The following is a 21,417-nucleotide window of genomic DNA, read 5'->3' on the forward strand; positions in this document are numbered from 1 at the left end:
AATCTACATCCATACTAATGATGATGGTCTTCTTCATCTGCCGGAGCGGGTATCTGATTCCGTAGATTACTAGCCCAATCGGCAATCAATTTAGCTTCTTCTGATTTCAATTTAGCGTCGTGATGAATCCAGAGATAGGAACCTAACGGCATCCAGCCATCCGTAACCGCTTCGCCAACTTCCTCTAATTTATGACGCGCTTTCTTGGGCGAATACGTAGCAAATTCCGAGAAATTCAGTTCTTCTTTACCCTCTTCGATATGGTTACTGAGCCACCAGGCCACTGGCTGAATGTTGTAGTACCAGGGATACGTAGTGCTGTTAGAATGGCAATCGAAACAGGAGCGTTTCAACACCGCAGCTACGTTATCAGGCAGTGCATATTTAGTAGTAATGTCGGTTGGCGATACGCCTTCAGCCTGATTTTTTTCGGGCCGAAAAAACTGTATAATAACGAGAACGGCCAGCAAGGCCAGTAAGGTTTTACGGAGCATAGGAGTAGAATGTATTATATAGAGCCTAAATATAATTCTCCCAATAGCCACGTCCAAACTTACTCCAACGACTGCATCAGCGTTTGCGCCTTTCGAATGTTTGTGTTAACCCGATCAGTTTCAATGAGCCCATCACGTAACCGAATGATTCGGTGGGCGTATTCGGCAATGTCTTCTTCGTGCGTCACCATAATTACCGTATTGCCTTTACTATGAATCTGATCAAAGAGATCCATAATTTCATACGAGGTTTTGGTATCGAGGTTACCAGTTGGTTCATCGGCCAGCAGAATACTCGGATCGTTTACTAAAGCACGCGCCACCGCCACCCGTTGCCGTTGACCACCCGATAATTCGTTTGGGCGGTGGCCCGCCCGATTTTCCAGACCAACATTTTTGAGCGCCAGCATAGCTTTTTCGGTACGGTCGGCTTTGCTATATCCGGCGTAAATCAGGGGCAACGCTACATTCTCCAGCGATGTCTGGCGAGGAAGCAGATTAAATGTCTGGAAAACGAAGCCGATTTCTTTGTTACGTACCTCGGCCAGCTCGTTTTCGCCCATTCGGCTAACATCTTGCTCGTTAAGAATATATTGACCAGAAGTAGGAGAATCAAGACAACCGACGATATTCATCAGGGTTGATTTGCCCGACCCCGATGGCCCCATAAATGCTACGTATTCGCCTTTTTTAATACTGATGGTAATGGATTTGAGCGCATCGACTACTTCCGTACCCATTACGTAGCGCTTGGCGATATTACGTGTTTCAATAATATTCATATAGAAATGTCGATGATGGTTATCAACAGGTAACTAGGAAAACAAATCTACCTTATTGCATGAATTTTTGACGACTGTTTTCGACCGACGCCAGTTTTTCCTGATAAATCGTTGCAAATGCCTGATAATCGGCCGGTGCGGCCACCGCACGGTATTTTTCGAAGCCGCTCTGCGCATAATCGAACAGACTTAAATCGAGACACAACGTAACATAGGTTTTGAGCAGCTCCGCATTATCTTCATTAAAAGGCAAAGCTGTTAAAACCAGTTCATAAGCTTGTTTTGTTTGCTTTTGCTGTTGCTCAAATTGAGCGGCTGAGGCAACAATACGGGCATTTATCGGTGCCAGCCTCAAGGCTTGCCTGTATGCTTGCCGAGCCTTCGCTACGTAGCGAGTTCGTTCGTAGGTCTGTGCCAGCCAGTATTCCTGCTCAGCCCGGTAGTCGGGTACGATTGTTGTTTTCGCCATCGTTTCGGCCGAGCCAACACTACGTCGGAAAGCCGACAAACGGATAGCCGCTACGTTACGTAGTGATAAAGCAATTGGGCTAATGTGCGTAGAATCGGGCAAACCGGCCAATACCAGTTGAGCATTCCGCCACTGTAACTGATTCAGAAAATCATTCGTAAGAGCCGCTCCTGCAATCGTTTTAAGACTTGGGTCCTGAATGGTTTCCCAATACGCGCCCCGGTTCGGGTCGTCGATTCGATACGTAGCGTAAAAGGCTTTTTCAAAATCGGTTTGCGGTTTTCGCTCCTGATAATAAACCTGCTTTATGGCCGCTACAGCCGGATCGCCTTTGGAAGCCGTTTCCCACAACGATTGCGCTATAATCGGATCATAAGCCTTAGTAAAGGCAATGGCTCGGTAATATATCGACGTAGTATCTGTATTATAACCAAACGTTTCGGCGGCTTTCCGATACAAACCCTGTTCGATCATCCACAATCCAGTAATTGACCGATAAGCCGCCCCATTCTGCGGATTAGCCGATGATGATTCTCCTTCGGTCAGTTGATGTAGCAACCCAAAAGCTACAGCGTGGTTATGGTTTTTATATTCCGCAGTTGCTCGTGCCAATAACAATTCGTCGGTAAAATCCTGATTCACGGGCATACCTGCCATTTTCTGTAACGTAGCAGCCAACGTAGTGTCTGTTTGTTTAGTGGCTAACGCATAGTTATACAGACTGGCAAAACGCCCAACGCTTAATCCTTCGGTAGCTTGCTTTCCGGTTAACCAGGAAGGCTGCCGAGGCTGGGTAGTATCGACCTGCGCAACCAGCCGTAACGCCAGCGCATTGGCCTGATACGATTCATAGCTCGATTCGCCTGCACTTTTTGCCAATGTCGAATCGGCCTGTAAAATTCTGGGATTACGGGCATATAGTGACAGAAGATTTGCTTCGGGAACTTCGCTCCGCCCCGACTTGCTGGCCGCCGATTTGAAATAATAAAAAGCGGAATCGGCTACACTTGTACGGGCATAGAGATAACCCAGATTATTCTGCAACTCGCCACTTTTGGGGAAATCACGAATGCCTTTTTGGAGGGCTTTGATGGCTTCAAAAAATAGGTTCGATTGCAGATAAGCCTGGCTCAAACCGACATAATCCTGCGCTTGTGGCTGTTTCAGCAGTGCCTGTTTATAATAAAAAGCGGCTACGGGCTGATTGTTCTGCGCCATCGCGAGCGACGCCATTGCATAATTCGACTTATGATTCTGGAATTCACGCTCTAACGCCAACTGATAAAACGCATTGGCCGATGCAACTTGATTATCTGCTACGTAGTAATCGCCAATTCCATTATAATAGCCCGCTACGCTCTGGCGAAACGTAATATCGCTTCCAACGACCATAAATACCACTACGCCAAAAACTGCCGCTACGCGAAACAAACTCAATTCCAGACGCTTGGGCTTATACAAAACTCGGTATACAGGCAAATTTTGCTTATATACTGGCCAGAAATTAATCAGTACATAGGCTAGAAAAAACACGCCCATTACCAGATGGGTATCGACAACAATATCTTCAAACAGCTCAATGATCGGATCATTGGCCGTAACAAAGGCATACCCAATGGTGAGGGTTGTAAGCATTGCCAAACCTGCATACAGAAAAGCGCCTGAATCGCGAAACGAAACCGTATCCTGTTGCTGAATCAGCCGACGGAATCCCCAGATACCCAACGAAACCGAGATCAGATAAATAACAAACGGGCTTATCGACAGAATATCCCAGTCAATCGATTTTGTATTTTTCAGCCATATAAGTACGAGGTTCACAAAATACAAACCACTTACAAACAGCAGATTGTTAATGCCCAATACACGTTTTGGCGTTATTTGAGTCGGCGAACTAGTTTCTCGTCCAACCGACGTTAGCCAGACTAATCCGGCAATAATTTCGATAGAAATAAAGAAGATGAAGCCTGCGCTAATCACGAGTAGCACCGGCATACCATAACTCGCCAGCATGAGCGCCGGAAACGTAACAGTCGCTAACGAGCCTAAACCGATGGCGACCAGCCCGGTAAGTGCCCCAAAAACGCCGATTCGGTTCAGAATCGGTAAATCGGAACGAAAGGCATGGAAATAATAACTTACCGAGCCAAATAAGAAGGTAAGAAGCAAAAACACATAATTTCCGCCCAAGCCCGGCACTTCAAGCATTTCCCAACGAAAGAAAGCAAGTCCCAGAATCAAAAGGCCCATACCAACCAGATAGCGAACCCGGTCGAAGCGGGTAAGTGCGCTAATAATCAATACAAACGCAATACAGATACCGGCCAGTAAAGCTGTAGCCATTTCGGGTTGCACCTGCATAGCTCCGGCGATAAATTGCTCAGAAACCGCATAAGCTTTCCCATTTACAGCATAATCCAGCAGCCCATCGGAGAACATATGAAAAATAACTGGAACGTCGTTCAGTTCACTTAATACATCCCAATCCACTACGTTACCTAGCCCACGCAGCCAGGCAATGGCAAACAACAATAAGCTGATAATGAATAGACTAAAACTAATCAGATAAGCTAGTCGGTAGGGCCGACGCCACTGGTTCCAGAAAAATAAAGATGACATGAAAGAGAAACGTAACAGCTACTACGTTAGTGCCTATGAGCCAACGTATCATCTGTTTCGAAATGATAGTAATCCCGCAAATCTCGAACGACGCTACGTCATTTTCAAACTCAAATAGTCATAAAAAATGCCGGAAGACCCATTCCGCGAATAGGCTCTCCGGCAAAGGTGTGAAACAGAAATTCGATTAGTTGGAAATTTCCCAGTTGTAACGAACCTGATAATGTCCGCCATGATCAACATAGTTGAGCGTCTGGATTGGTGAATTCATGCTACCGTTGAACGTAGCGTTGATGCTACCAAATTCAGCAATGGCAACCTGCGGAGCAAACGTATCATCCTGAATCAGACCAACAATCCATTCAACCAGAGCGCCCAAAATAAACCCAATTGCGGCACCCGCCAGAATTCCTAACGGTCCGCCCACGGCACCACCAATAGCACCGCCTACAGCCGCTCCGATGGCACCACCAACAGCAGTGAAAACAGCCTGTAGTTTGTCTTTGATGGCATCGTAGAGTTTTTTAATAAACGTAGCAAAACCACCGCCATCTTTTTCGGAAAGCGCTAGAAAGACGGCATAGCTTTTGGGGAACGTACCGGTCGATGTAAACGGAAACTGTTTCAACACTTTAGCCGGATTGTAGGTCTTCACATCGCCATCGTCGAAATTACCGCCAACAAAAATCTCGTTGATCATCGATTCCTGTTTCGTATCGCTGAGGGCAATGCCACCCATCGCAATTTCGTCGCTGCCTGGCCATTCGGGGTTGGTTTCGTCAACACACTTCACTGTGTGCACCTTGAATTTGAGGTTTTTATTCACCGTGGCACCCCCACCGTTGCCGATCAGTTGTATCCCCATATACTTCTCAGCAAATTTTTTGTAATACGCTTCGTTGAAGGTGCTGTTGATAAAACTGAAATCGCTTTTCAGATTGATTTGCGTGGTTGCCAGCTTGGTTGCCCGCAAATCGACACCACGTAGCACCGCAAAATTCTGTAGATCAGGGCTAATCAGGTTGGTGGTTTTCAATCTTGTGTTGAATACTTTCTGACGATCGGCAGGCATTTTCTCGATACGTTCGGCTACGGCGGTTCCTACCTTACTCGTGCCTTTTTTCATCTTGAAAATAGCTGGCTGCGAACGTACTTGCAATTCCTGCAACACCTCAAGCTTAAGCATGTTTGTTACTTTGTTGACCAGTTCATTAAATACCTGATCATCGACCTTTGTAGTGTCGGCTAAACGAATAGTGTCCATGAGAATAAGGAGTAAAAAGGGTGATTGAGAAGTTTACCGATGCAAAGTTTGCCGACAATCGCCTACCCTTTTAGAGTCCAAACCCCTGATTTTCAATAGCATTATCTTTACGTAGTATCCACTGTTTTCCAAGCGAAGATACGTTTTTGCCTATATACGTAGTGTAGCTCAACTTAATCGTTTACCACTACGTAGTCAGCTACGTTCTTTGTTACGTAGTATCACCTATGTTACCAAAAATATTATTACAAAAACTTATCCTCGACCTGTCATCCGGGTTAGTTTCAGCAGTTTTTTAGCAACCTTAATAGTCAACTGTCCCGACTGCAAACGCCACTGCCAGCTTCGACCTCCCAGCCCCGGCGTGTTCATCCTATGAGTTTCATCAAGATTTAAAATATCCTGAACGGGCATAATGGCCAGACGGGCAACGGACTGCATCGTTAGTCGGCAAACCTGATCGACCACATTTTTTTCTGTGACCCTGAAGCCAAGATAATTATCCATACGTCGCCGATGAATCTCGTCGGATTCCCGGAACCATCCAAGTGTGGTGTTATTGTCGTGCGTGCCTGAATAGACCACAAAGTTTTCGGTGTGGTTGTGAATTGCATACGTCGAGGTAGCCATATCATGGCCGAAACCAAACTGAACAACGCGCATACCGGGAATGCCATAATGACGCAAATAAGGCTGAATATCAGCCGCTTTAGCGCCTAAATCCTCGGCGATAATGGGTAAATTCACAAACTGTCGGTGCATGGCATGCATGAAAGGCTCAATAGGTGCTTTGACCCACTCCCCTACTCGCGCTGTTGGTTCGCTGGCTGGAATTTCCCAGTATTCGGCAAAGCCCAGAAAATGATCCAGACGCGTCAGACTATACAGCGACATCTGATGCCGTAATCGCTGCATCCACCAGGCAAATCCGGTACGTTCGTGTTCGGGCCAGTCGTATATAGGATTTCCCCAGCGTTGGCCGTATTCGCTGAAGTAATCGGGCGGTGCTCCGGCAACAAATAGCGGCTGAAAATTGGCGTCAAGTTTAAACAGGGTCGGATTGGCCCAGACATCGGCGCTGTTGAATTGAACATAAATCGGGATGTCGCCTACGATGTGAATTTTTTTCTGATAACAGTAAGCCGTTAGTTCGTTCCATTGCCTAAGGAAGAAATACTGCATCACTTTTACGACCTCGATAGAATCATGAAGTAGTTTCTGTTGATGGGCTAGCGCAGCCGGGCTACGTCGCACCAGTTCTTCTGGCCAGCGTACCCAGGTTGGCTCACCAGTGGCCTCCTGTAAGGCAGAAAAAAGGGCGTAATCGTTGAGCCAGTCGGCCTGCCAGGCGCAAAAACGGTCATAATCGCTACGTTGCGCAGGATCTGCTTTTCGTAAAAAATTCTCAGCGGCCTTTTGCAGCAAAGGCCGTTTTTTTATCCAGGCAGCATGTAGAGTCGAAGGAGCCAGTACTAACGGCCCAGCCAATACGCCCACATCAATATTCCCCGAAGTAGGGGGTGGCGACGTAACGGTTACGTCCTGTATGGGCTGTTCATTAAATATACTCAGATCATTTTTGGTCAGCCATTTTTCCTGTGCCAGTTTCTCCAGACTAATCATCAGGATATTTCCGGCAAAGGCTGATGGACTACTATACGGCGAAAAACCAGAGCCCGGATCAACAGGCGTAAGCGGCAGAATTTGCCAGTACGTTTGTCCGGAAGACTCCAGAAAATCAGCAAAGCGATACGCTTCAGGGCCTAAATCGCCGACGCCGTGTGCCGAAGGCAATGACGTAATATGGAGGAGTAATCCGCTGGATCGTTGTTGAAGCATGCAAAAAAGGTTGTATCCAGACCGCCGGAGTGGCCAATAGTCGTTAGCGGTTAGTTAGTAGCGATAGCTGACTATAGATTCCTGACTAGCAACTATCGACCGCTCCGGCGGCCCGACGATAACAGCCAACTAACTTTTGTACAAATCCGCCTGGGGCCGATTTTGTTTAGGTTTTTACGTAAAAACCTTATTGCCAAACCCCTTCGGTTCAAAAATGATCGGAAAATGACAAAGTCGATTCTTGACCTTACGCTGTTTTTCTCCTAATTTTGCAGTCCCAAACAAAGGGCAATCGTAAAATCAAGCAATACCATATACAAATGACAACGGCAACGGCAGTCAATACAGGTAAGATTACGCAAATAATCGGGCCGGTTGTGGACGTGAGTTTTGAGGGTGAAGGCACCCGAATTCCCGCCATTCTGGACGCTCTCAAAGTAACGAAAAGCAATGGTCAGGAGGTAATTCTGGAAGTTCAGCAACACCTTGGCGAAGACCGCGTTCGGGCCATTGCCATGGACTCGACAGACGGATTATACCGTGGTCTGGATGTAATTGACCTGGGCGTACAAATCACAATGCCAGCTGGTGAAGGTATCCGTGGCCGACTATTCAACGTAGTAGGTCAGGCAATCGACGGTATTCCTCAACCAACATCGATTGGTGCTGGTCTGCCAATTCACCGGCCTGCTCCAAAATTTGAAGATCTCGCTACGTCGACCGAAGTACTTTTCACGGGTATTAAAGTAATAGACCTGCTGGAGCCTTACGCAAAAGGTGGTAAAATTGGTCTCTTCGGTGGTGCCGGTGTAGGTAAAACCGTATTGATTCAGGAGTTGATCAACAACATCGCGAAAGCGTACTCTGGTCTGTCGGTATTTGCCGGTGTGGGCGAACGTACTCGCGAAGGAAATGACTTGCTCCGTGAAATGATTGAAGCTGGTATCATCAAATATGGTGAAGGCTTTAAGCATTCGATGGAAGAAGGCGGATGGGATCTGTCTAAAGTAGATCTGGAAGAAATGAAGGCAAGTCAGGCAACCTTCGTATTCGGACAAATGAACGAGCCACCAGGAGCCCGCGCTCGGGTTGCCCTGTCGGGTCTGACCATTGCTGAACACTTCCGTGATGGTGATGGCGAAGGCGCTGGTCGTGACATTCTGTTCTTCGTTGATAACATTTTCCGGTTCACGCAGGCTGGTTCAGAAGTATCGGCTCTGTTGGGTCGGATGCCATCGGCTGTAGGTTACCAGCCTACACTGGCTACCGAAATGGGTGTGATGCAGGAACGTATTACGTCAACCAAGCGTGGTTCGATTACGTCGGTACAGGCTGTTTACGTACCTGCCGATGACTTGACTGACCCAGCTCCTGCTACTACGTTCGCTCACTTAGATGCAACGACGGTATTGAGCCGGAAAATCTCTGAGTTAGGTATCTATCCTGCTGTTGACCCACTCGATTCTACGTCGCGGATTCTAAGCGCCGAAGTTCTGGGCGACGAACACTACAACACGGCTCAACGTGTGAAGCAGATTCTGCAACGCTACAAAGAGCTTCAGGATATTATCGCTATTCTGGGTCTGGAAGAACTTTCGGAAGAAGATAAGCAAGTTGTTGCGCGCGCTCGTCGTGTACAACGCTTCCTGTCGCAACCGTTCTTCGTGGCTGAACAGTTCACTGGTTTGAAAGGCGTACTGGTTCCAATTGAAGATACGATCAAAGGTTTCAACGAAATCATTGACGGTAAATATGACCACCTGCCAGAAGCTGCGTTCAACCTTGTCGGTACCATCGAAGATGCTGTTGCGAAGGGCGAACGCATCATGAAAGAAGCGGGTCAGTAGTCATTTTCTCCAGTATATAGTTGATAATCTTAACCGTTTATTAACTATATACTGGAAACCAATAGTGATTCCTCAAGTCTAATAGTTGACAAACAAAACAGCTAATTAGTTTTATGAAAACTATTCGATTTACAGCAGGGGTAGCCCTTGTTTCCTTAAGCTTGATCACGGCAACAGCCATATCAGCGCAGCCTGAAACAGTAGCTGTACCTACGAAGTCTATTGCAAGTGGTGCCATCAAAGAGTCAGTGATTGCACCCGCTCAGGACGTATCGGCAACGGCTCACCTCGATAATGCGGTTGCAGCACTTAGCAAAGGCGATAAGTCGGCCACAACGCAGGAACTTCAGGCAGGTATTAGCGGTCTCGAAGCCGAAGCACAGGCCAAACCAACCTCGTTTAAGGACAAACTATTAGCCCAGGTTAGTAACCTGAAAGCGTTACTTCCCTTGATTCCAACAGGTGCTTTAGGCAACGGTGTTTTGGGGAAAGCGGTAAATCTAGCCAAACTAGCTTCTGGCGGTAATCAGCTTGAGGGACTTTTAGCCGCAGGCTCACTTATTGGTAAAGGAAGTCAGCTAACCAGTGGATTGTCTGGAATTGGTAGCGCTTTGTCAGGTCTGGGCGGCAGTACGCAATCATCAGGTCAGTCGTTGGTTTCTACGGCACTGGCCACGGTTGGCAAACTCAATCAGGGTGGTATAGCTGCTAAAGCCGCCGAGCCAGCAGCGAAGTCACAAATTGGCAGCGTACTTAATTTAGTAAAAGGAGCTTTATAAAGAATATATGATGTAGGATGTATGAAATAGTAAGGTGATTCTACATTATATTTCCTATTTCCTACATTATATATCATACCTCTTTCTTGTATGACATTAGAAATTATCACTCCCGACCGTAAGGTTTTTTCCGGCGAAGCCAGTGCTGTTACGTTTCCGGGTAGCGAAGGTCAGTTTCAGGTATTGAACAACCACGCTCCAATGGTTAGCACGCTCGACCGTGGGCCAATTATTGTGCAGACAGCATCAGGTCAGGAAACGTTTACCGTTGATGGTGGCGTTGTTGAAGTCCTGCAAAACAAGGTTCTGGTGCTGGCCGAAGCTATAGTAGCTTGAATAAATGTCTATTTTTAGTTGAAAAGCGATTCACTTAGTTTAGGTGGACCGCTTTTTTTTTGCCTATCTAGGTTTCCTGAATTATTTTTCCCCCATCTCTTGGGCAAGTTTACTTCATCATGGCTACTAAACCTTTCATCGTCGGTATTACTGGAGGCAGTGCATCTGGCAAAACTTCATTTCTTCGAGACGTAGTAAACGCGTTTACCGACGAACAGATTTGCCTGATTTCGCAGGATAATTATTATCGCACCCTCGATCATATTCCAGTCGATCAGAACGGTGTTTACAACTTCGATTTACCTGCTACGATTAATCATGAGCTGTTTGCAGAACATCTTAGCGAGATTCACGCCGGAAAAATTGTAGAAACGCCCGAATACACGTTTAATAATCCGGACGCTATTGCGCGAACGCTGGTGTATCGCCCAACGCCGATTATAATCGTAGAAGGCTTATTCGTTTTTCACTTTCCGGACGTAGGCAGCCAGCTTGATTTAAAAGTGTACATAACGGCCAAAAACCAGATAAAACTGGATCGGCGAATGCTACGTGATCAGGCCGAACGCGGGTTAAGCGAAGAAATGATTCATTATCAGTGGAAACACCATGTACGTCCGGCTTATCGCGAATTCGTGAAGCCTCATAAGGACGAAGCAGATATTGTTATCCCAAATAATCATCATTATAAAAAAGGCCTGGACGTATTGATTGCCTTTTTAAAGACAAAAATTGTATAACGCATTTGACTCGTGTAGTGCGGACAGAATGTCCGCACTACACGAGTTCTATCACAACACCGTCGCTTTCGGGATAGCCGGTGCAGGTCAATACCCAACCAGCAGCCAGATCTCGTTCGGTCAATACGTCGTTGATCGTCATGTGTACTTTTCCCGAAACACATTTGGCCGCGCAGGTCGAACAACGGCCACCCCGACAACTATAGGGTAACGTAACGCCTTCGTCCAGAGCCGCCTGTAGAATAGATTTATAAGCTGGAACCTGAATTTCAATTTCACGCGCTCGTAAACGTAGCATAACAGTTCGGTCCTGAGCAACTGTTGGCGGTGGCGCTAAAAAAACGGGTTCTATCACAAAATTTTCGCGACGTATCTGATCCAGCCGAAAGCCACTGAAAACCAGCGTAAACTGAACCATACGCATATAGTCGCTGGGGCCGCAAACGTAAAATCGTAATGAATCTGCATCGGAATTACCAACCAACTCTGGCAGTAAGCGCTCAAGCATTACGTTATTCAGCCGACCGCGCAACCCATTCCAATCTTCCGACGCATTACTCAGCAACTGTATTAACCGAAACCGCTCTGGAAACTGTGTTTGTAAAAACGTCAGCTCTTCCCGAAAAATGATGCCACGTTCGTTTGAATTGCTGTAGAGCAACGTAGCGCGACGAGTGGTGCTTGTCGATAAAATTTCTTTCAGAATGGCGAACAAAGGCGTAATGCCGCTCCCGGCTCCCAAAAGCACTACGTCGCCTGTTTCATGTTCATCTAACGTAAATCGCCCGGCGGGACGTAAGCTGTTTACTACGTCGCCAACTCGTAACGTATCATGCAAATACCGGGAAATTTCGCCATTCTCAACCCGCTTAATCGTTAGACGTAGCATTTCGCCGGGTGCCGAACTAAGCGAATAGGAACGTCGTACCTCATGACCACTCGGTCCGCCGTCGCGGTGCTGTAGAATTAACGTCAAAAACTGACCCGCGCGATACGTAACGGGTTGACCATCCAGCGGTTTCAGGAAATAACTGTTCGCTTCACTCGTTTCAGGAACGATGCGAACGATACGTAGCTTCAGGAAATCGTCGGTCATAAATAGAGAAAGCTTTGTTTTATAACGAATCAAATCAGTAACGTTGTTTGAAAGCCGAAAACGTTTCCTGAAATTCGTGCCTTCCGACAGCTTTGATTATACAGGAAAAGGCTGATTCTGTGACATTTTTCACCATTCATCGTTACTAGTATAAAGCAACTACACAACTAATGGAAACTCTCCTGGAAGAAGTTCAACGCATTGGCTACGTTAACAAGCCTGTTGCCGAAGAAATAGATCTGGTCGCTGAAATTAATCGGCTTAAAAAAGAGAAAAATGCGGTTATTCTGGCGCACTACTACGTCGATGGTGCGATTCAGGATCTGGCTGATTACATTGGCGATAGTCTCGGTTTGAGCCAGCAGGCTGCCGCTACGCCCGCCGACATGATTGTTTTCTGTGGCGTTCATTTCATGGGCGAAACGGCGAAAATCCTGTCGCCTGAAAAGAAAGTAGTCATTCCTGACCTGAACGCGGGTTGCTCACTGGCAGATTCGGCACCGGCTGATAAATTCGCGGCTTTCAAGGCGCAGTATCCCGACCATATTGTGCTGTCGTACATTAACTGCTCGGCTGATATCAAAGCTTTATCAGACATCATCGTTACGTCATCGAACGCGTTGAAAATTGTCGAAAGTCTGCCGAAAGATCAGAAAATCATTTTCGCCCCAGACGCCAACCTTGGTCGATATATTTCGAAAAAGACCGGACGTGACATGGTGCTCTGGGATGGTGCCTGCATTGTTCATATCGATATTTCGCTCGAAAAACTGCACAAACTACGTGTACAATATCCCGACGCGAAATTCATTGCGCACCCAGAATGTCAGGAGCATATTCTGAGCGAAGCTGATTACGTAGGTTCGACTACGGCGTTGCTGAAATACGTAGTAGACAGCCCGGAACAAACATTTATTGTAGGAACTGAAGCGGGAATTCTGCACAAAATGAAACAGGCGGCTCCGCATAAGAAAATCATTCCGGCACCAGCCAGCCAAAACAATACCTGCGCCTGTTCCGAATGTCCGTATATGAAGATGAACACGCTTGAGAAAGTGTACAATTGTATGCTCTACGAACAGCCGGAAATCTTTGTTGCTGAGGACGTTCGTCTGAAAGCGTATGAATCCGTTGCGCGAATGCTGGAACTGAGTAAGTAATTTGCTTACCGCTTGTTCCTTTTTCCTGAACCATTTTATAATTCGAGAACAACGTATCGAATGCCCCATCAATTCGATTTTCTGATTATCGGCTCCGGTATTGCGGGCCTGAGCTACGCCACCAAGCTGGCTATGCATTTTGAAAAAATAGGCCAGGACATTCGGATTGGCGTTATTACGAAAGTGCAGGCCGATGAAACCAATACCAAATACGCGCAGGGAGGTATTGCCGCCGTATGGTCGGAAGATGATTCGTTTGAGAAGCACATTGAAGACACGATGATAGCGGGTGATTTTCTGAGCGACCGCCACATTGTTGAAATCGTTGTTCGGGAGGGGCCCGGCCGAATTCAGGAGCTGATTGACTACGGCACCCGGTTCGATAAGGAGCACGACGGTACCGATTACGATCTGGCAAAGGAAGGTGGCCACTCCGACTTTCGTATTCTTCATTTCAAAGATATTACAGGCGCCGAAATTGAGCGGGCGTTACTGGACAAGGCTAATTCACTGAAGTCGATTGAAATTTTCACGCATTTCTATGCCGTCGAACTCATCACGCGGCATCAACTTGGTGAAACCGTTCATCGCTACGATTCTGACAACAAATGCTTTGGTGCCTACGTATTGAATACGAAAACCGGGCAAGTCGAGCGTTTTCTGGCTAAAACTACGCTATTGGCAACGGGCGGTATTGGTAACATTTACCAGAGCACAACCAACCCAAGTATTGCTACGGGCGATGGTATTGCGATGGCGTATCGCGCTAAAGGTATTTGCAAGGACATGGAATTTATTCAGTTCCATCCAACGGCACTTTATGAACCGGGCAAGAAACCTAACTTCCTGATTTCGGAAGCGGTACGTGGTTTTGGTGGTGTGCTACGTAACAAAAAGGGCGATACGTTCATGGAAAACTACGATCCTCGCCTATCGCTTGCTCCACGCGACGTAGTAGCCCGTGCGATTGACTCGGAAATGAAAAAATCGGGGGATTCGCATGTATATCTGGACGTAACACATTGCGACTACGAACGATTTGTTGAGCATTTCCCCACCATCACGGCCTACTGTCGCGACCGATTGGGGCTGGATTTACGTAAAGATTATATCCCGGTCGTACCGGCGCAACATTACCTCTGCGGAGGTATTCGCGTAAACGAGTGGGGGCAAACAAATATTCAGTTTTTATACGCCGTTGGCGAATGCTCCTGTACGGGTTTACACGGCGCGAACCGGCTGGCGTCCAACTCATTGCTCGAAGCAGTTGTATTCGGCCATCGGGCATACGAGAAAACCGTTGAGTTGCTTGATCAGGCTGTTTCGCCTGAAAATATACCTGACTGGAACGATGCGGGCACTACGCATCCGGAAGAACTGGTGTTGGTAACGGAGATGAAAAAAGAACTGGAGTCAATCATGTCGAACTATGTAGGAATTGTTCGTACCAACCGACGTCTGAAACGCGCTATGGATAGGCTCGAACTAATTTATCTGGAGCACGAAGAATTGTATCGCCAGTCGAAAGTTTCTGCACCGATTTGCGAGCTACGTAATATGATTGAGGTGGCTTATCTGGTTATAAAAATGGCAATGGCTCGGCGCGAAAACACGGGACTGCATTTTAATCTGGATAACGTAAAGGCCTAAAAAATATACTGAATGAAACTCAAGCGACAAGGCTGATACTGTCTTTGGGTGTTCGGCAACGGAACCTCGCAAAAATTTTGCACAATTTGCCATACATTCTTACAATGTATCAGTTGATAAACAGCCAGAGCTAGTTTCAGCCATTTAATTCACTGCTATTTAGGAGGATGTCAGTAACTTTGGCCGTTACGAATAGGCTGATGTAATATCAGGCATACTATGAATCACCAGGATATTATCGACTTCATCAACCAGACCGACAGCCCTAAAATAAAGTACGCCTTTACGGATATTGACGGGGTTTTACGGGGAAAAATCATTCACCGACAGAAATTTCTGGACGGTTTGACCGATGGCTTTGGCTTTTGCGACGTAGTATGGGGCTGGGATTCCGCCGATACGCCTTACGATAACGGTCATACAACAGGCTGGCATTCTGGTTATCCTGACGCGCCCGTACGGATTGATGTTGCTACGTTCCGCCAGCTTCCGTGGGAAGATAATATTCCGTTTTTTATTGCCGATTTTAGCCCGAAACCTAACACAGAACCAACTCATTACGCACAAGCGGCATGCCCACGTAGCCTGCTTAAACGTATCGCGGAGCAATGTCGGGAAATGGGTTTCCATTCGGAGTTTGCACAGGAATTTGAGTGGTTTAACTTTCGTGAAACACCGCATAGCTTACAGCAAAAAAGCTTTCAAAATCTGGAGCCGCTTACACCGGGTATGTTCGGTTACTCCATTCTGCGTCCGTCGCTCGAAAGTGCTTTTTACCACGATCTTTTCGATTTGTTAGCTCAGTTTGATATTCCACTCGAAGGCCTGCACACCGAAACTGGGCCGGGTGTTTATGAAGCTGCGATTCTACACGACGAGGTAGTTAGAGCGGCCGATAAAGCTGCGTTGTTCAAAACAGCAGTTAAGGAAATTGCGTACCGTCATAACGTAGTAGCTACGTTCATGGCAAAATGGAATGCCGATTTACCGGGCTGTAGTGGTCATATTCATCAGAGTTTGTGGAATCCGGAACAGACGCAGAATCTTTTTTTCGACGCGACTCAGCCTGATAATATGAGCGAATTGATGCGGCACTATATAGCTGGTCAGTTGTTTTGTCTGCCGCATATTACGCCCATGTTTGCTCCCACCATCAACAGCTATAAACGACTTGTCGAAGGAGCTTGGGCACCAACCACCATTACCTGGTCGGTAGATAATCGCACAACGGCACTTCGGGTATTGAATCATAAAGAAGCATATACCCGCGTTGAGCATCGCGTATCGGGGGCCGATACGAATCCGTATCTAGCATTGGCGGCTTCGCTGGCTTCGGGGCTATATGGTATCAAGCACAAATTAACGCTCGATATTCCCGCTTCTAAAGGAAATGGATATGCGGATAAACGTAACGGAATTCTCCCAACTAATCTGGACGAGGCAACCCGAAAAATGGCGGATTCACCGGTAGCAACCGAACTGTTCGGAGCAGATTTTGTTGACCACTTTACCCGTACCCGCAACTGGGAATGGCGTCAGTATTTGCGTCAGGTCAGTGATTGGGAGTTGAAGCGATATTTTGAAATTATTTGATTATTAGGCTTGAGCGAAAGACTTCACTTTTTCTTACGTCCTGCATAGTTCTTTTTTATGCGTCTGGTCGATTACCCTACAATAATAAAAAAAGCCTGGGCTGAATTCGATGGTTCTGTGGCGATTCACAGCATCGAAGATATTAGTGCCCGGGTTTCTACAAACCACGTTTTCAGAGTCAGGTTTGAAGACGGAGAACATATTATTGCCAAGCTCTCTTATTTTGGCAAATACGAGCATTTTCTGGAAGACCATCGCATTATTCATGCTTTGTCCAATAACCTGCTGTTTCCGTTCGAGAATGTACTGGCGAAATCACTCGTGCGAGATGGGCAGGTGTATACGTATCGACACAAAGACGCTTTTATCGATGCCTGGGTTGTGTTTTATAATCCAATACGTATCCAGCAAAAATTACCTCGACGGCCAGAAGAACATCAGATACAGATGTTAGGCCGTCAGATTGCCAAGTTTCATAAGGCCTGTTCACGAGTTAGCCCAGTATTACCTAAATCAAGCAAAACGCTACGTTCCGATATCTGGGATTTACTAGATCTGCTCGACACTGAGGTGGGGCAGTTTGAACACCGGCTCAATGTTGATGAACTCAAACGTCAGTGTGAATTATTCCTGACGAATCGGCAAAAACTGGTAGCGGGCACAGTGGAAACGATGCCTGTTTTTGTCGATTGGAATATTGGCAATTTCTCCGTTACACCGAATCTTGAATTATACTCCCGATGGGATTATGACTGGTTTCGAGTGAGTTACCGGGTTATGGATTTTTACTTTTTCAGCCGGGTAGCCTCAAACGTTGGTGACCGGACTGTTTTTAGTTACGGAATCGGCCCGTTAATGGAAGACCGTTTTCTGCTTTTTTTGAAGGAATATCACGCTGTTTACCCCTTAACAGAGAATGAAATTCGGTTCTTACCCGAAGCATATCGCTTTTTCATTCTCAACTATGTTATCAAATACGGTCGGTATTTTTTCCACCGAACCTACGCAACCAAACTTCAGCGCGAAGCCTACAAAACGTATTTTCCCTCTATTGAAACGTTTGATGCCGATAAGATTCTGAAAGCGTTAGGAATTTCCTGATTTTCAGTTCAGTAGTGAACGATAAGAAAAACCTGTTTCTACTAATTGAGCCGCTTCGGCAAGGCGATGAATCCGCCTTCCGGCTATTTTATGAATCGACGAAAAGCCGTGTATTTAATACGGCTCTCAGCTACGTGCGTTCACGAGAGGATGCAGAGGAAATCACACAGGACGTGTTCGTTGACGTATTTCGGTCAATCAGCAGCTTTAAAGGCGATGCAGATGTAACAACCTGGATTTACCAGATTACGATTAACAAATCGCTGGATTTCCTGAAATATAAAAAACGGCAGAAGCGGTTTGCTTTCCTGACCAGTCTGTTTGAGAAAAACACAGGCGAAATTCTTCATCATCCACCAGATTTTGCGCATCCGGGTATCAAACTTGAAAATCAGGAAAATGCTACCCGATTGTTTCAGGCCATTGACACCCTTCCAGACAAACAAAAAACGGCTTATATCCTCACACGTATCGAAGGGCTCAGCAACATTGAGGCTGCACAGGTTATGACGACCAGTGTTGGTGCTGTTGAGTCGCTTTTACAACGAGCAAACGAAAATTTAAAGAAACAGCTAGTCAGTGTATATAAGTCGCTGGTTGGTCGCTAGCAGAACGTAATGGTTAAACTAGTAACGCCCGTAGGAATCATCTATAGTTGTCGTCTCAATCAATATGGAACCGGAAAAAGAAAAATGGATTAACAACGCACTACGTAGTACAGACGGCATCGAACGGGCCGAGCCAAGCCCATTCCTGTACGCTAAAATCCGCCATCGCCTGTTTGAAGCCACTCCATCGGTTTATCTTCCTACTCGAACCGTTTGGCTGACTGCTACGTCATTTGCGCTATTATTATTGCTGAACTGGCGCGTAGTGAGTCAACAAGCAAGTCGTGTCAATACAGATGATACCGAATTGAGTACTATAGTTTCCGAAATGCAGCTTTATCCGGCAACAAATCAGCCCTACAGCGTATGGAGCGAACAAAACTATTGACTATCTCCGTTGTGGGCTTGCTTATCCTCAATCTACTCACGATTGGCTTTCTGGTATTCAAATCAGGACGACAGCCCGAGTTTACCGATCATCAGCATCCGCCAATGGATGGACCATTCCGCATTATTGTCGAACGGCTTCATTTTGATGAGGAGCAGCAACGACAATATAGAGAGATGGGTAATCAGCACCATCGACAAACAGAGCAACTCAACGAAGAATCGGTTCAATTGTTTCAGACGTATTACAAGCTACTGGCCCAACCCCAGCCCGATTCGGCTAAATCCAGTGTCTTGGTTCGGCAAATTGCCGATGTTCAACGACGTATTGCTGAGTTAAACTTCGCTCACTTTCAAGAGATTAAATCATTGTGTCGTCCCGATCAACAGGCTGACTTTACGAAACTGGTAGACGATCTAGCTCGCTTGTTTGGGAGACCACAACGGCGTCACGGCCCCGGCAATGGTGGCCCGCCGGAAGGTCGTCCTGATAGACCATCAGAAAATTTTCCGCCCCACCCGTAGGAATCGCAGGGGAGCATCGTCTAACGTGATACTTAACAAACAGATTAGTATGAATCGCTCTCACCTATTCACTACGTTACCCCTTATACTCGGGTTAATTACGTTTATTGCCTGTCAAAAGGGTAATGATGCCGTTACGCCAACAACAGGCACAACATCGGGTACTACGTCTGGTTCGACCAGTACAACAACGACGACTTCAGTTGGTACTGGGGTTCCGGAGGTTTACAAGAAAATTTACGGTGCTACCGAAATTTACGTCGAAGGTGCTAGCATCGTGATTAAAACCAAGAGCCTCCCAGACCATAAAAGCCCGTATTATCAGGGCACAACCTGGGCAAGTGCGCAGTACGAAGCATATAACGGCACCAACACCAAGTTCAATTTGAATCCGAATCTAATTAGTCAGAGCAATCTTACATTTAAAATTCCGCTGAATCCTACTGTCGATGCAAACCATGCGTCAACCCCCGGTGGGCCAATCGGTGTTTCGTTAAATGGTGTTCCGTTTTTTAATCAATACGCAGCCATGAGCGCTCCGCTGACAAATGAAATCGACAGTTTCGACCAATACGGAGGGCACCCACAGCAGCAAGGGCAATATCATTACCACATAGAGCCTACATATCTTACCAAGACTAAAGGGAAAGACGTATTGTTAGGTTTTCTGCTGGATGGGTTCCCGGTTTACGGCCCTACCGAAAATGGAAAAACCGTTACTAATGCCAGTTTGGATAAATACCACGGTCATACTCATGCTACATCTGATTATCCCAACGGCATTTATCATTATCACATTACGTCAGAGGACCCTTACCTTAATGGCAGCGGATTTTATGGCAAATCGGGCACTGTTTCGCAATAAGCTAGTTGGATTAACTGGTCTTTTGCTCATACTTTGCCAGTGTCGGCAAAAGACCGCCGAAAGCCCTATTATCCCCTCTATTTTTTCCAATTCAAACCTGACTGGCTGGCAACGTAGCGAAGGCCGTTTATGGTTAAACAACAAACCATTCAGCGGTTGGCAATACTCACTTTCTACCTCTGGCGACACTACGTTCATGGGAGCGTATTTTGATGGGAAAGCCGAAGGGCAACATCGTTCTTGGTACGAGAACAGGAAGCAAAAAGAGGTTCGACAATACAAAAATGGCTGGCAGGAAGGCGAGCAACGCGGTTGGTTCGAATCAGGGAAACCGGCCTTTGTTTATCATTTTCAGAATGATATGTATCAGGGCAATCGAAAAGAATGGCTAGCGAATAGTCGGCTGATATACGACGGAAATTACCGTGAAGGCCAGGAAGAGGGCGCGCAACGGCAATGGTTTGCCGACGGCAGCTTAAAAATGAATTATGTGGTTCGCAATGGCCGAACGTATGGATTCACAGGAGTTAAAAACTGCGTCAATGTCTGGGATTCGATTACTGTTGCTCACTAAACAAGTAATGCGACCGGGTCGCAAGGCGCGTTACTTCCTACTCATAATTGGTTGGGCTGCCGTTTTAGTCAGTTGTCAGCATAAGGAACAGCTTTCCGGTAACTCTGTACCTTATTACAATACGCCTGACTTCACACCCATCTGGTTGGATAAGTCTGGCGACGTAGCGCAGAAAATCACGCACTACGTTGCTGATTTTTCATTCCATAATCAGGCAAATCAGGTAGTTACACAGGAAACAGTAGCGAACAAAATTCACGTAGCAAACTTTTTCTTTACATCCTGCCCTAGCATTTGCCCCAAGATGACGAATCTTCTTAAAGCCGTGCAGGATACGTTTCAGCACGAGCCAAACGTAGTGCTGCTCTCCTACAGCGTAACGCCCTGGCTCGATTCAGTGCCCCGGCTACGTCGCTATGCTGATGCAAAGGGAGTCATAGTCAACAAATGGCATTTACTGACAGGCGAGCGTGGCAAGATTTATGACCTGGCCCGCCGATCTTACTTTGCCGAAGAAGCCATTGGTTTTACCAAAGACTCCACCGAATTTCTGCATACGGAACATCTGATTCTGGTAGACAAAAGTCGCAGGATTCGAGGGATTTACAATGGTACCACTCCGCTCGACGTTGATAAACTCATTACAGATATTCGAATTCTATTGAAAGAAAACTGATTAAAGACTCGGT

At 46.5% G+C, this 21,417-nt stretch carries 20 protein-coding genes; 14 read left to right on the forward strand and 6 right to left on the reverse strand.

Annotated elements, in window-relative coordinates; all coding sequences use genetic code 11:
* Positions 1-14: 14 nt before the first annotated feature.
* From ACYVD4_RS28555 to malQ, 5 genes are all read right to left on the reverse strand, one after another.
* Complete coding sequence (locus ACYVD4_RS28555) at positions 15-494, reverse strand: heme-binding domain-containing protein (protein ID WP_460951445.1); 480 nt, start codon at positions 492-494, stop codon at positions 15-17.
* Between the two features lie 59 nt (positions 495-553).
* Positions 554-1,276: an ABC transporter ATP-binding protein gene (locus tag ACYVD4_RS28560; RefSeq protein WP_460951447.1), complete on the reverse strand. Its 723-nt coding sequence runs from the start codon at positions 1,274-1,276 to the stop codon at positions 554-556.
* 52 nt (positions 1,277-1,328) lie between these two features.
* Entirely contained in the window at positions 1,329-4,364 is a 3,036-nt protein-coding gene (locus tag ACYVD4_RS28565) for a tetratricopeptide repeat protein (RefSeq protein WP_460951449.1), read from the reverse strand.
* A 187-nt stretch (positions 4,365-4,551) separates the two neighbouring features.
* Positions 4,552-5,628 (reverse strand): hypothetical protein, encoded by a 1,077-nt coding sequence (locus ACYVD4_RS28570; RefSeq protein WP_460951450.1) that lies wholly within the window; start codon positions 5,626-5,628, stop codon positions 4,552-4,554.
* Between the two features lie 255 nt (positions 5,629-5,883).
* The gene (gene malQ, locus ACYVD4_RS28575; RefSeq protein ID WP_460951451.1) at positions 5,884-7,467 is read right to left on the reverse strand and encodes a 4-alpha-glucanotransferase; all 1,584 of its coding nucleotides are present in this window, start codon (positions 7,465-7,467) and stop codon (positions 5,884-5,886) included.
* A 320-nt stretch (positions 7,468-7,787) separates the two neighbouring features.
* Between malQ and atpD the strand changes: the two genes are divergently transcribed.
* From atpD to udk, 4 genes are all read left to right on the forward strand, one after another.
* Positions 7,788-9,314 (forward strand): F0F1 ATP synthase subunit beta, encoded by a 1,527-nt coding sequence (gene atpD, locus ACYVD4_RS28580; RefSeq protein ID WP_460951453.1) that lies wholly within the window; start codon positions 7,788-7,790, stop codon positions 9,312-9,314.
* A 113-nt stretch (positions 9,315-9,427) separates the two neighbouring features.
* Entirely contained in the window at positions 9,428-10,093 is a 666-nt protein-coding gene (locus ACYVD4_RS28585; protein ID WP_460951455.1) for a hypothetical protein, read from the forward strand.
* Between the two features lie 90 nt (positions 10,094-10,183).
* Positions 10,184-10,429: an ATP synthase F1 subunit epsilon gene (gene atpC, locus ACYVD4_RS28590; protein WP_460951456.1), complete on the forward strand. Its 246-nt coding sequence runs from the start codon at positions 10,184-10,186 to the stop codon at positions 10,427-10,429.
* 119 nt (positions 10,430-10,548) lie between these two features.
* A complete protein-coding gene (udk, locus tag ACYVD4_RS28595; protein WP_460951458.1) occupies positions 10,549-11,169 on the forward strand; it encodes a uridine kinase in 621 nt (206 codons plus the stop codon).
* A 37-nt stretch (positions 11,170-11,206) separates the two neighbouring features.
* Here udk and ACYVD4_RS28600 read toward each other — a convergent pair whose 3' ends face one another.
* The gene (locus ACYVD4_RS28600) at positions 11,207-12,265 is read right to left on the reverse strand and encodes a 2Fe-2S iron-sulfur cluster-binding protein (RefSeq protein WP_460951459.1); all 1,059 of its coding nucleotides are present in this window, start codon (positions 12,263-12,265) and stop codon (positions 11,207-11,209) included.
* A 170-nt stretch (positions 12,266-12,435) separates the two neighbouring features.
* Here ACYVD4_RS28600 and nadA point away from each other — a divergent pair, with 170 nt between their 5' ends.
* From nadA to ACYVD4_RS28650, 10 genes are all read left to right on the forward strand, one after another.
* Complete coding sequence (gene nadA, locus ACYVD4_RS28605; protein ID WP_460951461.1) at positions 12,436-13,425, forward strand: quinolinate synthase NadA; 990 nt, start codon at positions 12,436-12,438, stop codon at positions 13,423-13,425.
* 60 nt (positions 13,426-13,485) lie between these two features.
* Positions 13,486-15,075, forward strand: coding sequence for an L-aspartate oxidase (nadB, locus tag ACYVD4_RS28610; RefSeq protein WP_460951462.1), 1,590 nt, complete (start codon positions 13,486-13,488; stop codon positions 15,073-15,075).
* Positions 15,076-15,294: 219 nt separating this feature from the next.
* Entirely contained in the window at positions 15,295-16,668 is a 1,374-nt protein-coding gene (locus tag ACYVD4_RS28615; protein ID WP_460951464.1) for a glutamine synthetase family protein, read from the forward strand.
* Positions 16,669-16,725: 57 nt separating this feature from the next.
* Positions 16,726-17,769 (forward strand): aminoglycoside phosphotransferase/kinase family protein, encoded by a 1,044-nt coding sequence (locus tag ACYVD4_RS28620; protein WP_460951466.1) that lies wholly within the window; start codon positions 16,726-16,728, stop codon positions 17,767-17,769.
* 14 nt (positions 17,770-17,783) lie between these two features.
* The gene (locus ACYVD4_RS28625; protein ID WP_460951468.1) at positions 17,784-18,377 is read left to right on the forward strand and encodes an RNA polymerase sigma factor; all 594 of its coding nucleotides are present in this window, start codon (positions 17,784-17,786) and stop codon (positions 18,375-18,377) included.
* A 64-nt stretch (positions 18,378-18,441) separates the two neighbouring features.
* Positions 18,442-18,765, forward strand: coding sequence for a hypothetical protein (locus ACYVD4_RS28630; protein ID WP_460951470.1), 324 nt, complete (start codon positions 18,442-18,444; stop codon positions 18,763-18,765).
* Positions 18,744-19,289 (forward strand): periplasmic heavy metal sensor, encoded by a 546-nt coding sequence (locus ACYVD4_RS28635; RefSeq protein WP_460951472.1) that lies wholly within the window; start codon positions 18,744-18,746, stop codon positions 19,287-19,289. The genes ACYVD4_RS28630 and ACYVD4_RS28635 overlap by 22 nt, the downstream gene beginning before the upstream one ends.
* Positions 19,290-19,338: 49 nt before the next feature.
* Positions 19,339-20,154 carry a YHYH protein gene (locus ACYVD4_RS28640; RefSeq protein ID WP_460951473.1) on the forward strand — a complete coding sequence of 272 codons (816 nt, stop codon included), beginning with the start codon at positions 19,339-19,341 and terminating at the stop codon, positions 20,152-20,154.
* Positions 20,126-20,728 (forward strand): toxin-antitoxin system YwqK family antitoxin, encoded by a 603-nt coding sequence (locus tag ACYVD4_RS28645; protein WP_460951475.1) that lies wholly within the window; start codon positions 20,126-20,128, stop codon positions 20,726-20,728. The genes ACYVD4_RS28640 and ACYVD4_RS28645 overlap by 29 nt, the downstream gene beginning before the upstream one ends.
* Positions 20,697-21,404 carry an SCO family protein gene (locus ACYVD4_RS28650; RefSeq protein WP_460951477.1) on the forward strand — a complete coding sequence of 236 codons (708 nt, stop codon included), beginning with the start codon at positions 20,697-20,699 and terminating at the stop codon, positions 21,402-21,404. The genes ACYVD4_RS28645 and ACYVD4_RS28650 overlap by 32 nt, the downstream gene beginning before the upstream one ends.
* Positions 21,405-21,417: the final 13 nt, after the last annotated feature.

The organism is Spirosoma daeguense, assembly GCF_054776875.1.

Excerpts from the sequence above, each read along its gene's own strand:
- ACYVD4_RS28650 (WP_460951477.1), top strand. The coding sequence starts at position 20,697 with ATGTCTGGGATTCGATTACTGTTGCTCACTAAACAAGTAATGCGACCG.
- ACYVD4_RS28630 (WP_460951470.1), top strand. The coding sequence starts at position 18,442 with ATGGAACCGGAAAAAGAAAAATGGATTAACAACGCACTACGTAGTACA.
- nadB (WP_460951462.1), top strand. The coding sequence starts at position 13,486 with ATGCCCCATCAATTCGATTTTCTGATTATCGGCTCCGGTATTGCGGGC.
- ACYVD4_RS28635 (WP_460951472.1), top strand. The coding sequence starts at position 18,744 with ATGGAGCGAACAAAACTATTGACTATCTCCGTTGTGGGCTTGCTTATC.
- ACYVD4_RS28565 (WP_460951449.1), bottom strand. The coding sequence starts at position 4,364 with ATGTCATCTTTATTTTTCTGGAACCAGTGGCGTCGGCCCTACCGACTA.
- ACYVD4_RS28615 (WP_460951464.1), top strand. The coding sequence starts at position 15,295 with ATGAATCACCAGGATATTATCGACTTCATCAACCAGACCGACAGCCCT.
- ACYVD4_RS28640 (WP_460951473.1), top strand. The coding sequence starts at position 19,339 with ATGAATCGCTCTCACCTATTCACTACGTTACCCCTTATACTCGGGTTA.
- nadA (WP_460951461.1), top strand. The coding sequence starts at position 12,436 with ATGGAAACTCTCCTGGAAGAAGTTCAACGCATTGGCTACGTTAACAAG.
- ACYVD4_RS28620 (WP_460951466.1), top strand. The coding sequence starts at position 16,726 with ATGCGTCTGGTCGATTACCCTACAATAATAAAAAAAGCCTGGGCTGAA.
- udk (WP_460951458.1), top strand. The coding sequence starts at position 10,549 with ATGGCTACTAAACCTTTCATCGTCGGTATTACTGGAGGCAGTGCATCT.
- ACYVD4_RS28560 (WP_460951447.1), bottom strand. The coding sequence starts at position 1,276 with ATGAATATTATTGAAACACGTAATATCGCCAAGCGCTACGTAATGGGT.
- atpC (WP_460951456.1), top strand. The coding sequence starts at position 10,184 with ATGACATTAGAAATTATCACTCCCGACCGTAAGGTTTTTTCCGGCGAA.
- ACYVD4_RS28585 (WP_460951455.1), top strand. The coding sequence starts at position 9,428 with ATGAAAACTATTCGATTTACAGCAGGGGTAGCCCTTGTTTCCTTAAGC.
- atpD (WP_460951453.1), top strand. The coding sequence starts at position 7,788 with ATGACAACGGCAACGGCAGTCAATACAGGTAAGATTACGCAAATAATC.
- malQ (WP_460951451.1), bottom strand. The coding sequence starts at position 7,467 with ATGCTTCAACAACGATCCAGCGGATTACTCCTCCATATTACGTCATTG.
- ACYVD4_RS28570 (WP_460951450.1), bottom strand. The coding sequence starts at position 5,628 with ATGGACACTATTCGTTTAGCCGACACTACAAAGGTCGATGATCAGGTA.
- ACYVD4_RS28555 (WP_460951445.1), bottom strand. The coding sequence starts at position 494 with ATGCTCCGTAAAACCTTACTGGCCTTGCTGGCCGTTCTCGTTATTATA.
- ACYVD4_RS28600 (WP_460951459.1), bottom strand. The coding sequence starts at position 12,265 with ATGACCGACGATTTCCTGAAGCTACGTATCGTTCGCATCGTTCCTGAA.
- ACYVD4_RS28645 (WP_460951475.1), top strand. The coding sequence starts at position 20,126 with ATGGCAAATCGGGCACTGTTTCGCAATAAGCTAGTTGGATTAACTGGT.